Below are 13,776 nucleotides of genomic sequence, written 5' to 3'. Positions count from 1 at the left end.
CCGCGGGAAACTGATTTGTACCGAGGAGGCGATGTCCGAACGAGCCATGAGCTGGACGGCGACGAATACGATACGCACAGCCGATACCAACCTCTACCGCGTGCCGAACGACCAGGCACTGGAGGACGCCACGCAGTCGTTCGACACGCTGGAGGTCATCGCAATCACCCTGGAATCGGAGGACGGCCACCGCGGCCTCGGATTCACCTACACCATCGGCCGCGGCGGCGCGGCGACGAAGCAGTTCCTCGACGACGAACTCGTCCCGCTACTGGAGGGACAGCCAGTCGCCCCGCGGACCGTGCGCTCGAACCTGCGCGGGGAGACGACGTTCATCGGACGGGAGGGCATCAGCGAGTTCGCCGTCGCGGCCGTCGATGTCGCCGTCTGGGACCTACTCGGGAAGGTCACGGGGCTCCCGCTATGTGAATTGCTCGGCGGGAGCCGGGAGGCGGTACGGATGTACGAGACGGACGGTGGCTGGCTCCAGTACGACGCCGATACCCTCGTCGAGAACGCGCGGAGGATTGCCGAGGATGGGTTCGCGGGGATGAAAATGAAGGTTGGATCGTCGGTCGACCGCGATGTCGAGCGCGTGCGGGCCGTCCGGGACGCGCTCCCGGCCGACCTGGACCTGATGCTCGACGCCAACTGCTCGTACACGATACCCCAGGCGCGGGACCTGACCGGGCGCCTGGACGATGTCGCGATAACCTGGCTGGAGGAACCGCTCCCCAAGGGCGACTACGTGTCGTATGCCGATCTCCGGGAACGAATCGATGTCCCGATCGCCACCGGCGAGAACTTCTACAACGAGACGCAGTTCCGGCAGGCGATCGCGCAGGACGCGGTGGATTACGTCCAGCCCGACGTCTGCCGCGTGGGTGGGATCACGCCGTGGATGAACGTCGCCGAGCAGGCGGCCGCGACCGGCCTCGCCGTGTCGCCCCACTACATCGAACCGCTCCACGCCCATCTCGCACGTGCCGTCGACAACGTCCCCTACATCGAGCACCATTCGACCGTGTTGGACGAGCTGCTCGCCGACCCCCTTCCGGTCGAGGACGGCGAGATCCGGCCGCCGGCCCGGCCGGGCCACGGGATGACCTTCGAGGGGGCGGGTGAGTACAGGGTGGATTGATCCACGACGGCAATCGGTCAAATTCAGTGGTAGAGAACACCAAGGGATACGAAAGCGTTCTTTATATCTTTATTTAACAATATTGGACAAGATGTGGGACGAGCCCACACGGGCTGGTCCTCGGAAATTACAACCATATGCTCGTAATCCCGCGGCCGCGTTCAGAGATAGACATAACGGAACATCTCGCATTTCGCGATCGACGGTGTCGGACGCCGTTCGGGCGTGTTTCGTCATTTCCAACTTCATTGGACACCGTCGAACCGCGTCCCAGAGTGGGGGCGTAGCAGTCAACCGAACGAGAACACCCGCTTGCAGGTCCCGACGTTCACGAACGCCTTGAGCGACGCCGTCGGGTCGTCGACGTCGAACGAGGCGTCGAGCATCGACGACGGCTCTATCGTCCGTTGCAACCGGCGAGCGATGCTGTCATCAGAACGCTTTTGACGGTTGGTACTGATTCACACCGTATGCGACGAGTTCGATTCAGCGACCCAGCGGGGAGCGTACGGACCGGCTTCTGGACGGACGACGGAATCGAGTTCGGCGGACGGACGTACGACCCCGCCGAGGTCGACGTACTACCCCCGGTCGAGCCGAGCAAGATCGTCTGCGTCGGCCTCAACTACGCCGACCACGCCGAGGAGGAGGGGATGGAACTGCCCGACCGGCCGATGCTGTTCCTGAAGCCGCCGAATACCGTGTCTGGCCACGGCGACACAATCTCGCTCCCGCAGGGCAAGGAGACGGTTGAGTGGGAGGCCGAACTGGGCGTCGTAATCGGCGAGCAGTGCCGCAACGTCCCCGAGAGCGAAGCGATGGACGCCGTCGAGGGGTTTACCTGCCTCAACGACGTGTCGAATCGCGACGACCAGCGCGTCGAGCAGAACTGGGTCCGCGGGAAGGCGTTCGACAACGCCGCGCCGATCGGCCCGGTCGTGGCGCCGACGGAGGCGGTGCCCGACGACGCGGGCATCGAACTGCGCGTGAACGGCGAGGTCCGCCAGGACTCCGGCCGCGACCAGTTCATCTTCTCCGTCGAGGAGTTGATCGCCGAGATCACGGCGTACATGACGCTGGAGTCGGGCGATGTGATTTCAACCGGGACGCCCGCGGGCGTCGGCCCGATCTCGGACGGAGACATCGTCGAGGTCGAGGTCGAGGGCGTCGGCGTGCTGGAAAACGAGTTCACCCGACAATGACGTACCGAGCCGGGATCATCGGTACCGGCGGGATCGCCGGGATGGGCATCCTCGGGATGCACGACGAGGAGGCCATCGGACAGGAGAAGATCCGCGCCAGCCACGCGGGTGGCTACGACGAGACGCCGGGCGTCGAACTCGTCGCAGTCGCCGACATCGACGAGGAGAGCCTCCATAAATTCGGCGAGGCGTGGGGTATCCCGTCCGAGCGCCGCTATGAGGGCCACGATGCGATGCTGGCTGCCGAGGACCTAGACGTTGTGTCGGTATGTACGCCGTCGTTCCTGCACCGCGACCACGTCGTCGGCGCTGTCAAATCCGAGACGGACCCGGATGTGATCTGGTGCGAGAAGCCGATTTCCTCTGCCGTCTCCGACGCCGAGGAGATGATTGAGGCCTGTGATGACGCCGATGCGGAGCTCCTCGTGAACCACTCGTTCCGGTTCACCGACAAGCTTCGGCGGCTCCACGAACTGGTCCAAGAAAAGGGCCTGCTGGGCGACGTTCACTCGGTGTCGAGCCAGTTTCGGATGGAACTGCTTCGGAACTCGACGCACCTGCTCGACACGCTGGTCTACCTGTTGGACGCCCGTGCCGACCGGGTGTCCGGCTACATCTCCGGGGAGAACGAGGCGGTCAACTCTCTCGATGCCGGCAGGGCCGTCGATGACGCTGCGGGCGGTGGCTATGCCCTCATGGACGACGGCACGTTCACCACGATAGACTGCACCATTCCCCGGAACGACTCCTCGATGACCCTCTCGTTCGTCGGGACCGAGGGGAAACTGTACATGAACAACGACGACGGAGAGTGGCGCTACTGGTCGCTGGAGGACGGCGAGCACGTCGAGGAACCGCTGCCCGGCATCGAGGGCGCGTGGACGTGGGAAGACGACTACGAGTCGGCGTTTAGCAACGCGGCGAGCCATGTCGTCGAACTTCTCGACGGCGAGGCGACGAACCGGTCGCCGGGTCGGGAGGCCGCCCGGTCGCTGGAGATCATCGTCGGATTCTACATCTCCCACTACACCGGCGGGGACGTGTCGATCCCGCTTGACCGGCCACTCCGCGACGTGAGGATCACCTCCTGGTGATGGCCGAATCGCCCGGTTCGGCCCGGAACCCGACGCACGAAACCGTGCCGAATCGTAGCCGCTAAACACATCAAATTTCGCTCTTAAATGGTGCCGCGGTCGCCCGCTTGTGTGGGCCGATCGGGCCCCTGGTACGATCGGCCGCTTGAACTCCTTGCCTGTGAACCCAAGCGGGAAACATGTAGGGAAATCGACTTCTCAGTGAAGCCTGGTTGATCTCCTCAAATGCGGACCAGTCGTTTCTGGCACCGATTTGTCTCCTATAGAACTACCGACTCGGCCAGATCATGGCTTACCGCTTTCGTTACTCTTCAAAATGAAACGTTCTACCCTTGATATCCATTACTTACCTAAACTTGTGAAATATATCGAGTAATAGTGAATGAGTCCATAGCTACTTCGTCACATATTCGAAGTAACTAATCTTCGTTCACTATCATATTCTGTTTAGTGATATTAAACTCGTGTCTCGAAAAACACATTACATATCTATCTGGAAGTAGACAGAATATATTCATTTAGTGGGTATTTTACAACTGTACTCCCGTAACATATCGCGATACACGTCGAAATTTGATACTTGTGTCGAACGAATCTCAGCTCATCATTACAACTATACACTGTATTTGAGGTGCTGGCGTCTGCAGCCGTAGTGCAACGAACGGTTCTGTTTAGCACTGTAAAACGCCATCTCGGTCGAACGAGGACACCCGGTGGCCGACGGTCGAGTTCCTCGAGCGATATCGAATCACAGGAGCGGACCGAAATCTGATAGACCCATCAGAGCGAGACTGGTTCGCCGGTTTCGATCGCCTCGTTCGCGGCCAAGGTCAACTCGAGAGTTCGTGCGGCGTCGGCGTAGTCGGTCCGGATAGATGACTCGTCTCGCCCGGTGACGGCGTCGACGAACGCATCCACTTCGCGGCGTAGCGACGACGCGGCGTCGTCAGGTTCGTACTGGATCGACTCGTTGTCGATTTCTCCGGTGAGCGTCTGGTGAGTGAAATCGATTTCGAGGGCGAATTCCTCGCCGGCCAACTCGAGTTTGCGGCCGACCGATGTCAGGCAGTTCGTCGAGACGTAGCTGACGATCCCGTTCTCGTGTTTCATCGTGGTCGAGTTGACGTCCTCGAAGTCAATCGACTCGAGATTCACTCGCGAGCCGCCGACAGCGGCGAGATGATCGACCTCACCCCCGAAGTAGCGAACGAGGTCAAAGATATGCGTCGACAGTTGGACCGTGCTCCCGCCGGACTTGGTCTTCTCCCGCCCCCACTCGCGCCCGGGGACTCCGCCCCAGTAACGACCCTCGATGAGGCTGACCGTCCGGTCGCTGATCACCTCCTCGGCGCGGTCGACCAACGGCGAGTACCGGGAGAGGTAGCCCGACTGGGAGATAACACCGTGCTTCTCGATCGCGGTGCGAATTTCTGCAGCCTTCTCGGTCGTCCGCGCGACCGGTTTTTCGACAAACAAGTCGAGGCCGCGCTTGGCGGCACCGATCGCCTGGTCGGTGTGTGCGAACGACGGGATCGCCAGAACGACGGCGTCGAGCGATTCGTTCTGGTAGAGCCGATTATGATCCGTGTATACCGTCGCGCCACGCGTTTCCGCCGCTTCGCGAGCGGCTTCCTCGTCGAGATCGCAGATCGCCACGATACGGACGTTGTCGTGATGGTCGAACTGTTCGAGCAGGCGCTGGCCCATGATGCCGGCGCCGACGCAGGCGAGATCCATACCAGCAATAACCCATTCGAATACAAATAAGCGTGCCGCCCGACGAGATTTGCCGATCGGCGGGCCCGAAAGCGGGTTGCGGATCGAAACGGCGGGTGGCGTAGTCGTTCGACCGCCGGGACTTGCTAGTCCGACGGGGAGATGTGGCCGCGCTTCAGGCCACGGTACGCACCGCGGTACGCCTCCCAGTCATTGGTCTCAGTGTTGAAATCGTAGTCTTGGGTGTTGCCGAAGGTTCCGGTCTGCACCTCGACGAGGTTGACTCCGGGCAGATGGAAGTTCCAGTACCACGAGAACGTCTCGGCGATCTCCTGGTTGCGCTGTTCGTCATTGACGCTTCGCCACTCCTGGTCGAGTTCGAAGAGATTGACCTCCTCGGTCGACCCGGAGAGATCCTCCTGGCCGACCTCCGTCGGCACCTCGACGACGATCTCGCGGCCGTTATACGGTGATCTCGTCTCGCCAGCGTCGAGCGCCTGCTCGATGTCGACAGTTTCGCCGAGCTCGTTGCCCGCCGTGTGGTTGTGCCGGAAGTAGTAGAACGGGTGTGCGATCTGTCCGCCGTGATTCTCGATCGTCAGGTCGAAGTCGACGTTGTTCGATTTCCGATCGTTGTACGTCGCCGACTCAAGGACGTTGAAATCGATCTCGAAGCCGAAGTTGATGAGTTGATCGGAGATTGTTCGGGCGAGGTTCGTCCGGAAGTCCGGGAGGACCAGCTGCAGTGAGACGAGATCGCCGTCCTCGTCGACCCATTCGTCGCCCCTGAGTTCGTATCCGGCTTGTTCCATCAGTTCCGTCGCGCGCTCCTCGTCATCCTGAACCGGATAATCGATATAGGACTCGACGTAGCTATCGTCGAGCCAGTTCTCGGTTACCGCCGATGGGAGTCCGGTCTGTGCCTCCCGTGGGACGCTCTCGGTATTGTAGTTCGTCGAGATGTGTTCGAGGTTCAGGACGTGCGCGATCGCTCGTCGAACCTCACGTCGGCGGAGGTGTTCAGCTCCTGGCCCCTGCCCAAAGAACTCGAGTTTTCGCATGAACGTATCGTTGTAGACGGTGATGTTGTCCATGGAGTTGGGCGCCGTTCCTTCGCCGACCCACTGCTGGAGCAATCCGAAACCGAAGTCGACGACGCCGCCCTGAATCCGCTGCGCGAGGGCGTCGTCCTGTGCGAGTACGAACTCGAACTCGTCGATTTCGATCTCGTCGGCGTAGGGGTGGTCCTCAAACAGTTCGCAGTAGATCCCCTCCGTGTCGTAGTCGACGATCTCGAACGGCCCGTTCCCGAGTCCTTCGTCCATGACCGTCGAGATATGCAGCGGCATCTCCTCAGCCATCTCCTCTTGAATCTCCAGCCGTTCGTCGTGGTCCGCCGCATCCTGGAGTTCTTCCGCCCACGGCTTGAACTTGTCCCGATGGACGCGTTGCATCTCGCCGAGGTAGCCACCCAGCTGGTACTGGACCAACTCGGGGTTCTGGGGTTCCTTGTACACCCGGGTGAGTGTCATCTCGTCTTCGAGAATTAGTTCCTCGATGTCGCTGCCGTCTCCCTGGAAGAGGCGAGCGCACTCCTCGTACCAGTACTTGTCCTCGGCGGTGACCTGGTCGCCGTTCCACCAGTACCAGCCCTCCTCGAACTCTACGGTTACCGCCTGTTCGTCCGGATCGTACTCCCAATCGCTGATCTGCTCGAGCGTCATCGAGCCGTCAGCATAAAATCGCTGAACCGGCTCGAGGAGCATCCACGACTGCGACCACGGGTATCCCGTCGCCCAGGAATTGAAATTGATCTCGTCCGGGATCGTCGGCTGCCACGAGGAGATCCCACCTTCTCCTCTGCCTTCTTTTTCACCACCCATGCAGCCAGCGACCCCCGCCGCGACCATCGCCGAACTCGCGGCGAGCATCTGTCGCCGCGTCAGGAACTCTTCGGCAGAGTCCACGGTTCCGTGTCTGTCACTACTTGGCATACAAAACTATCATTACAAGTCATAGGTTAAATATTTTTCTCGGGTTCGCACGTTCGGACCGACAGTACATTCACTTCGGAGAGACGTGACCCCGTTTCACGCCGCAATGTCATCACAACCTGCGGGAAAATATACGCGGTATCAGTTATCCATTCACTCGCTAGTGGCAGAATTACGGGTTTCCCGCCGACTCCCGACGCTAGACCGGATAGACGCCGGATCAGTCCCGTCGAAACCACGTCAACAGCACGTAAAACGATCCCGCGGAGACGATTGCAGTGATCCCAAACACGCCGAGTATCCCAGCGATGACACCGTCCTGACTAGTGAACCGGAAGGGGAGCTCGAAAACGGCGCCGATGAGCAGCAGGAGGACGCCGATCGCCACGATCGACAGCAGGAGCGATCCCCGAAGTATCTTGAGAATCCTGTACAGTGGTTCGTCCGTCTGACTCGGGTCGCTCTCCGAAGCGGTTGCCATTGTGTCTGCTCTACGTTCTGTAAGATTCGATATAAAACTTTGTACGCCGTTATCGAGTTCGGTCGGCGAGACGAGATCGATCGTCGCAAAGATTAATATGTGTTGTGACAAACCATGTCACAGTGAAATACCGATGTACCAGTCCGCCGAAGAACCGAGAGACGAGAAGCGACCGATGGCCGGTAGCTGAACCATGACGCGAACCGAAACAGAACTCGAGATTACGCACGACGACCGTAGCTCGCACGACGTCATCCTTGAGGTACGCGACGTGGACGTGACCTTCGACATGGAACGGGGCACCTCTCGTGTCCTCGATGGCGTGAGATTCGATGTCCACCGGGATGAGATGCTCGGCATCGTCGGCGAGAGCGGGAGCGGCAAGTCGATGTTCGCGTCGGCTCTGCTCAACGCTGTCGTCGACCCCGGCCAGACATCCGGCGAGATCATCTACCACCCGCCCGACGGCGAACCCGTCGACGTGCTTTCGCTGAGCGAATCCCAACTCGAACGGTTCCGCTGGGAGGAAATCTCGATGGTGTTCCAGGGAGCGATGAGTTCGTTCAACCCGACGATGAAGATCCGGGAACATTTCGAGGAGACGATCAGAGCCCATGGGGAGGACATCGAAGAGCGGATGGAGCACGGGTGGCAGTTGCTCGCGGATCTCTATCTCGATCCAGAGCGGGTCTTCGACTCGTACCCGCACGAACTGTCCGGTGGGATGAAACAGCGGACGCTCATCGCACTGAGCCTGATTCTCGAGCCGAAGGTCCTCGTGATGGACGAGCCGACCGCGGCCCTGGACCTACTCATGCAGCGATCAATCATGAGTCTCCTGGGGAACCTCCAGGAGGAATACGACCTGACAATCGTCTTTATTACCCATGATCTGCCGCTCGTCGCCGGACTGGCTGATCGGCTCGCCGTCATGTACGCCTTCGAGTTCGTCGAGTACGGTCCGAGCGAGCAAGTCATTCGCGACGCCGCTCATCCCTACACGCGGGCACTGTTAAAGTCGGTGCCGAGCGTGGACGCATCGTTGGAGGATATGCACCCGATCGAGGGCGAGAGTCCGGACCCGGTCGACGCACCGAGCGGGTGTTCGTATCATCCGCGCTGTCCGCTCGCGACCGTGGAGTGCACGCAGGCGGATCCCGACTATCACGAGTTCTCCGAGGAACGAGGGGCAGCCTGCTTCCACTGGGAACAGTCGGGCGACGAGATCGAGTACGCACTCGGCGTCGATCCGGATGAATTTCCGGAGTCCACCGCGGCGTTCGAGTCCGAGGAGGAGACCGTTGTCTCGCTGGACGACGTCGACGTCCACTTCGAACAGACGGGACTCATCGACGAACTGTTCGGCAAGGAGAGCGTGGTCCGGGCGGTCAACGACGTGTCGATCGAGCTGCGGGAAAACGAGGTCGTCGCCCTCGTCGGCGAATCCGGGTGCGGGAAGACGACCCTCGGAAAGACCGTGATCGGACTCCAGGAGCCGACGGCTGGCTCCGTCAGCTACCGCGGTCAGGACGTCTGGGAGGCGAAAGCCGGGAGCGGTGACTACGAGTTCGACGACATCCGGCGCGCCCTCCAGATCGTCCACCAGGATCCGGGAAGTTCGCTGAACTCTTCCCGGACGGTCCGTGCGAGCCTGTCGGCGCCGCTGAAGCGGTGGCGGCCGGACCTCGGTCCGAGCGACCGGGAAACGGTGATCTATAATCTGCTCAAGCGCGTCGGCATGAAGCCGCCTGAGGACTACGCGGCGCGATTCCCCCACCAGCTCAGCGGCGGCGAGAAACAGCGCGTCGTCCTCGTCCGCGCGCTCCTGATGAGTCCTGACCTCATTCTCGCCGACGAGGCAGTAAGCGCGCTCGATGTCTCCTTGCGGGTCGAGATGATGGACCTGATGCTCGACCTCCAGGAGATGTTCGACACGTCGTACCTATTCATCTCTCACGACTTCTCGAACGCACGCTATCTCACCGAGAAGTCCGACGGACGGATCGGCATCATGTATCTCGGCAACCTCGTCGAGATCGGGCCGGCACAGGAGATCATCCACGACCCGAAACACCCCTACACCAAGGTGCTCCGGTGGGCGACGCCACCGCTCGATCCGGACGAGGCCAAGGAAGCGAACGCCACTGATCCGCCGATCCGAGAGATCGACATTCCGGACCCGACCGACCCGCCGAGCGGCTGTCCGTTCCAGACGCGGTGTCCTGATGCCCGCGAGGTCTGTACCCGAGAGGTTCCCGAACTGCAAGACACCGAAGGGGCCGCTCGCGTCGCCTGCTTCCGCGAGGACGACGATCACGAGTACTGGGCGAGCGAACCGGTCGAAAGCGACACCGTCTCGCTCAAGACGGAGAGCAAAGCCGACTGAATCGACCGAAGATTTTTGCTACCGTGACGATATCGCAGAGGTAGATGAGCAGAAAATACGACAAGACGTACCTCGATCACCTCTGTGATTACGAGAGCGCGTGGCGGATGCTGTTTACGTTCTCGTCCGGTCTGCTCGGGCTCATGATCATCTGGCTCGTCGTCGCCGACTCGGGCAGTGAGACGTTCGTCGTTGCATTCATGAACGTCGCAGGACTCTCCGCCCTCACGGCACTGAGCGGCGGGCTCTTGTGGCGGTGTCGGTAGTGTCCTGCGGATGCGAAAATTCACAGAAGGACAAAATATATCACCACTGGAACGAGATACCATACCATAGTAGATGAGATACTTTGTCAAGCGGGTCGTTCACGCAGCTGTGACGCTCGTCTCCGTGACGACGATCACGTTTGCGCTCTTTCGGCTCATGCCGGGCAATCCCTCCCAGGCGATGCGCGCCCAGTTCGAGGCAGATATGGAAGCGGGTGGCGGGACGGCTGATCCCGAAGTGCTCGACGCGATGGTCGAACAGCACATCGGGTTCAATCCGGACCAGCCGTGGTACGTCCAGTACGCCGAGTACCTGCAGGATATCATTCTCTACCAGGACTTCGGCCAGTCGTACTTCTACAACGAACCCGTGTTTGACATCCTGTTCACGGCGATGCCATGGTCGATCTTCATCAGCGTCTACGGCCTGGCGCTCGGCTACACGACGAACATCCTCCTCGGAGCGGCAATGGCCTACAAGGAAGGCTCGCGTTTCGACAACTACGCGACCGTGCTCGCGACGTTCCTGAACTCGGTGCCGTACTACGTCGGCGCGATCCTCTTCCTGGCATTCTTCGGCTACGAACTCGGGCTCTTCCCGACCGGCGGCCGGTATAACACGGATCTACAGACGGGTCTAAACGTCCGGTTCATGGCGAGTATCTCCTACCACGCCGTCCTGCCGGTGATGTCTAGTTTCATCGTCGGGTTCGGCGGCGGTGCCCTCTCGATGCGAGGGAACTCCATTCGAATCCTGGGAGAGGATTACCTCCGGGTCGCGCGACTTCGTGGGATCAGTTCGACGCGTATCGCGACCCGCTACGTTGCGCGCAACGCGATCCTGCCGCTGTACACCCAGATGATGATCGGCATTGCCACGGTGTTCTCGAGCAGCGTCTTACTCGAGTTCATCTTCACGTATCCCGGTGTCGGCTGGTACACCTACGACGCGGTCATGCGTCGGGACTATCCACTGTTGATGGGGTCGTTCCTCTTCTTCACGATCGTCACGCTCATCGGCATCCTCATCGCCGAGTTCACGTACGGACTCGTCGACCCACGGATCGGTTCAGGTGATCACAGTGAGTCATACTAACGAATCAGGTTTCGAAACGGACGAACAGCTCACGGATGAACAACTGTTCGGCCACCTCGCCGAGGATGACATCGTTTCCCTCTCGAGACGGGAACGATTCGAGCGGATCTTGGATGCGTACTTCCTCGCGCCGGGACGGGTCGCCTGGGACGACTGGCGAACGCGAATCGGAATCTTGGTCGTCACCCTGTTCGTCTTCTTCGGGACGATTGGGCCGCGACTGGTCACGCCGCCGGCGACGAACCAGGCACCGAACAACCTCCAGCCGTTCGACGGTGGCGTCGCCGCCCTCTGGGAGGAGGGTGGCTGGATCGATATCGGCGTCGACCACCAGCTGTCCATGGGGCCGATCTCCGTCCCGGGGATCGACATCCGGTATCCGCTCGGCGCCGACAACTACGGGACGCCGATCGGACGCAACCTCATCCACGCGACGCCGGACATGCTAGAGATGGTGGTCGCCGGCGCGATCGTCTCTGTCGGTCTCGCCGCGATCTTTGGGATCACGGCCGGCTACAAGGGCGGAAAGACGGACGAGTTCCTCATGTACATCACGGACATCGTCATGACGATGCCCGGCCTGCCGCTGCTCATCGTGATCGTAGCGATCTGGTCTCCTCGCCAGGCGTGGCTCATCGGGGTCGTGCTGGCGATCGACGCCTGGCCGGGGCTCGCGCGGGCACTTCGCTCCCAGGTTCTGACCCTCCGTGAGGAGTCGTACGTCGAGGCCTCCCGGACGATGGGCCTGCCCTCGCGGACGATCCTTGCCAGGGACATCTCGCCACAGTTGATGCCGTACATCCTCATCAACTTCGCCAACGCGGGCCGCCAGGTCGTGTTCGGCTCCGTCGCGCTGTACTTCCTCGGTGTCCTCCCGCTTACGACCGCGAACTGGGGAATCATGATGGACACCGCGTACTCCGAGGCCCACGCGCTGGTCAACCTGAGTAACTTCTACCAGATCTTCTGGCCGATGGCCGCGGTCGTTGTTCTCTCGTTTGGGTTGATCCTCTTTGCACAGGGTATGGACCGCGTGTTCAACCCGCGTATCAGGGCCCGACACGCGAAGAAGGTCGGCAGCGACGAAGAGCAGATCAACTGATCAGTCCTGTTCCCCGTTCATCGTAGAATTTCGAGCCGTTCAAGCGAGTTCGCTCGCCTACGAGAGCGTCGCCCGAATGCGATCGACCACGTAGTCGGCCTCCTCGTCGGTGAGACACATCGGGTTGACCGTGAACTCCTCGGCGTCCAATCGATCGGCGCCGACGAACACGCGCGGGGTCTCTCGCCGGAGCGATTCGACGAGTCTCGTCGCGTCGGTCGCCGCGCGGCCCGAGTCGACGGTCGCAACCACCTGGGCGACGGCGTCGGTCTTGTCCCCGCCCTCGAGTTGCGTCTCGAGTCCCGTGATATCGGCAAGTTCCGCTGCGAGATGTTCCGCCCGCTCGTTCCATTTTCGGAGGCAGTCCCCGTGGTCCTCCTCGAGGAACAACTCGAGCGCGCGGATCAGGCCGACGATTTCCTCCTTGCCGACTTTCATCGAACGACCGATTCCCTGGCGTGGCACGCCCGGTAGCTCGTCAGTGGCAAGAAGATCGGCTGGCGGATCGTACACTGCGTCGGCCGCGTGCATGTCGAGGTGCTGGCAGGCGACTGATCGGATCAACGCTTCGTCGCCGGCGAGGATGCCCGTTGACTGGGGGCCACGAATTGCCTTCCCGCCGCTGAACGCGACGAGATCAGCGCCCTGCTCGACGAATCGCGAGAGGTTCTCGGCCGGCGGGAGCTCCGCCGCCGCGTCGACGATGACCGGCACGTCCTGGTCGTGGGCAATCTCGCAGACCGTTTCGAGCGGTGGCTGCGTGTAGGGTTTCTCCATGTAGGCGACGGCGGCGGTGTCGTTCGTGATGGCTGCCTCGATCTCCCAGGGCTCGACGTTTTCCGAGCCGGTGCCGAGGTGGTGGTCGTTCGTCCCGATGTCGACAATCGTCGCTCCGGGCAGGCGAAGGGCGTGATCGTAGCCGTTCCGGTGGGTCCGCGGCATGACGATCTCGTCCGCCACACCCTCGGTATCGGGGAGTCGAGCCATCACCTCGAGATCGTCTCCGGAAAGACACGCCGCGGCGGCCATCGACAGCGCGGCGCTCGCACCGCTAGTGACGTAGCCGGCGTCGGCGCTGGTCGCCTCGGCGACGAGTTCCGAGGCGCGCTGTTGCAGGTCCGAGATGCGGACGAACGAACGGGAGGCGTCGCGCATCGCGTCCGCCGCCTCCTCGCGCATCAGCGACCCGCTGATGCGGGTCTTCGTCCCGGTCGCGTTGATGACGGTCGGGACCTCGAGATCGTCGTAGATCGTCGCCTTGTCAGGCACTCCGAATCACCGACTGCGATCGAACTGAC

The 13,776-nt window shown here is 61.3% G+C and carries 12 protein-coding genes; 7 read left to right on the top strand and 5 right to left on the bottom strand.

The features are described 5' to 3' along the window. Positions 1-31 precede the first annotated feature (31 nt). Positions 32-1,141 (top strand): mandelate racemase/muconate lactonizing enzyme family protein, encoded by a 1,110-nt coding sequence (locus C480_RS20920; RefSeq protein WP_006667661.1) that lies wholly within the window; start codon positions 32-34, stop codon positions 1,139-1,141. A gap of 290 nt (positions 1,142-1,431) precedes the next feature. Here the strand turns inward: C480_RS20920 and C480_RS24640 are convergent, their stop codons facing one another. Beyond that, entirely contained in the window at positions 1,432-1,554 is a 123-nt protein-coding gene (locus tag C480_RS24640; RefSeq protein WP_275040292.1) for a hypothetical protein, read from the bottom strand. A 57-nt stretch (positions 1,555-1,611) separates the two neighbouring features. Here C480_RS24640 and C480_RS20915 point away from each other — a divergent pair, with 57 nt between their 5' ends. Together C480_RS20915 and C480_RS20910 are read left to right on the top strand one after the other, a co-directional pair. Then, complete coding sequence (locus tag C480_RS20915; protein WP_006667660.1) at positions 1,612-2,343, top strand: fumarylacetoacetate hydrolase family protein; 732 nt, start codon at positions 1,612-1,614, stop codon at positions 2,341-2,343. After that, positions 2,340-3,437, top strand: a complete 1,098-nt coding sequence (locus C480_RS20910) for a Gfo/Idh/MocA family protein (protein ID WP_006667659.1) — start codon at positions 2,340-2,342, stop codon at positions 3,435-3,437. Before C480_RS20915 ends, C480_RS20910 begins: the two co-directional genes overlap by 4 nt. A gap of 780 nt (positions 3,438-4,217) precedes the next feature. Here the strand turns inward: C480_RS20910 and C480_RS20905 are convergent. The 3 genes from C480_RS20905 to C480_RS20895 form a co-directional block, all read right to left on the bottom strand. Then, complete coding sequence (locus tag C480_RS20905; RefSeq protein WP_006667658.1) at positions 4,218-5,174, bottom strand: Gfo/Idh/MocA family protein; 957 nt, start codon at positions 5,172-5,174, stop codon at positions 4,218-4,220. A 125-nt stretch (positions 5,175-5,299) separates the two neighbouring features. After that, positions 5,300-7,147: an ABC transporter substrate-binding protein gene (locus C480_RS20900; protein WP_241433905.1), complete on the bottom strand. Its 1,848-nt coding sequence runs from the start codon at positions 7,145-7,147 to the stop codon at positions 5,300-5,302. Positions 7,148-7,367: 220 nt separating this feature from the next. Then, entirely contained in the window at positions 7,368-7,628 is a 261-nt protein-coding gene (locus tag C480_RS20895) for a hypothetical protein (RefSeq protein WP_006667656.1), read from the bottom strand. 193 nt (positions 7,629-7,821) lie between these two features. Between C480_RS20895 and C480_RS20890 the strand changes: the two genes are divergently transcribed. From C480_RS20890 to C480_RS20875, 4 genes are all read left to right on the top strand, one after another. Next, positions 7,822-10,014 (top strand): ABC transporter ATP-binding protein, encoded by a 2,193-nt coding sequence (locus C480_RS20890; RefSeq protein WP_006667655.1) that lies wholly within the window; start codon positions 7,822-7,824, stop codon positions 10,012-10,014. Positions 10,015-10,058: 44 nt separating this feature from the next. Next, the gene (locus tag C480_RS20885) at positions 10,059-10,280 is read left to right on the top strand and encodes a hypothetical protein (protein WP_006667654.1); all 222 of its coding nucleotides are present in this window, start codon (positions 10,059-10,061) and stop codon (positions 10,278-10,280) included. 73 nt (positions 10,281-10,353) lie between these two features. After that, entirely contained in the window at positions 10,354-11,376 is a 1,023-nt protein-coding gene (locus C480_RS20880; protein ID WP_006667653.1) for an ABC transporter permease, read from the top strand. Further along, on the top strand, positions 11,363-12,478 hold the full coding sequence (locus C480_RS20875) for an ABC transporter permease (RefSeq protein WP_006667652.1): 1,116 nt from the start codon (positions 11,363-11,365) through the stop codon (positions 12,476-12,478). Before C480_RS20880 ends, C480_RS20875 begins: the two co-directional genes overlap by 14 nt. A gap of 57 nt (positions 12,479-12,535) precedes the next feature. Here C480_RS20875 and C480_RS20870 read toward each other — a convergent pair whose 3' ends face one another. Next, on the bottom strand, positions 12,536-13,747 hold the full coding sequence (locus C480_RS20870) for an aminotransferase class V-fold PLP-dependent enzyme (RefSeq protein ID WP_006667651.1): 1,212 nt from the start codon (positions 13,745-13,747) through the stop codon (positions 12,536-12,538). Between the last annotated feature and the right edge of the window lie 29 nt (positions 13,748-13,776).

Source organism: Natrialba aegyptia DSM 13077, from assembly GCF_000337535.1.
GTDB classification, from domain to species: domain Archaea; phylum Halobacteriota; class Halobacteria; order Halobacteriales; family Natrialbaceae; genus Natrialba; species Natrialba aegyptia.
The sequence above is the reverse complement of the archived record's forward strand: the minus strand, read 5'-3'. Positions and strand labels throughout refer to the sequence as shown.

Bases quoted from the DNA above. Each gene is read 5' to 3' on its own strand.
- C480_RS20920 (WP_006667661.1), top strand. From the start codon at position 32: ATGTCCGAACGAGCCATGAGCTGGACGGCGACGAATACGATACGCACA.
- C480_RS20885 (WP_006667654.1), top strand. From the start codon at position 10,059: ATGAGCAGAAAATACGACAAGACGTACCTCGATCACCTCTGTGATTAC.
- C480_RS20895 (WP_006667656.1), bottom strand. From the start codon at position 7,628: ATGGCAACCGCTTCGGAGAGCGACCCGAGTCAGACGGACGAACCACTG.
- C480_RS20915 (WP_006667660.1), top strand. From the start codon at position 1,612: ATGCGACGAGTTCGATTCAGCGACCCAGCGGGGAGCGTACGGACCGGC.
- C480_RS20910 (WP_006667659.1), top strand. From the start codon at position 2,340: ATGACGTACCGAGCCGGGATCATCGGTACCGGCGGGATCGCCGGGATG.
- C480_RS20905 (WP_006667658.1), bottom strand. From the start codon at position 5,174: ATGGATCTCGCCTGCGTCGGCGCCGGCATCATGGGCCAGCGCCTGCTC.
- C480_RS20890 (WP_006667655.1), top strand. From the start codon at position 7,822: ATGACGCGAACCGAAACAGAACTCGAGATTACGCACGACGACCGTAGC.
- C480_RS20900 (WP_241433905.1), bottom strand. From the start codon at position 7,147: ATGCCAAGTAGTGACAGACACGGAACCGTGGACTCTGCCGAAGAGTTC.
- C480_RS20880 (WP_006667653.1), top strand. From the start codon at position 10,354: ATGAGATACTTTGTCAAGCGGGTCGTTCACGCAGCTGTGACGCTCGTC.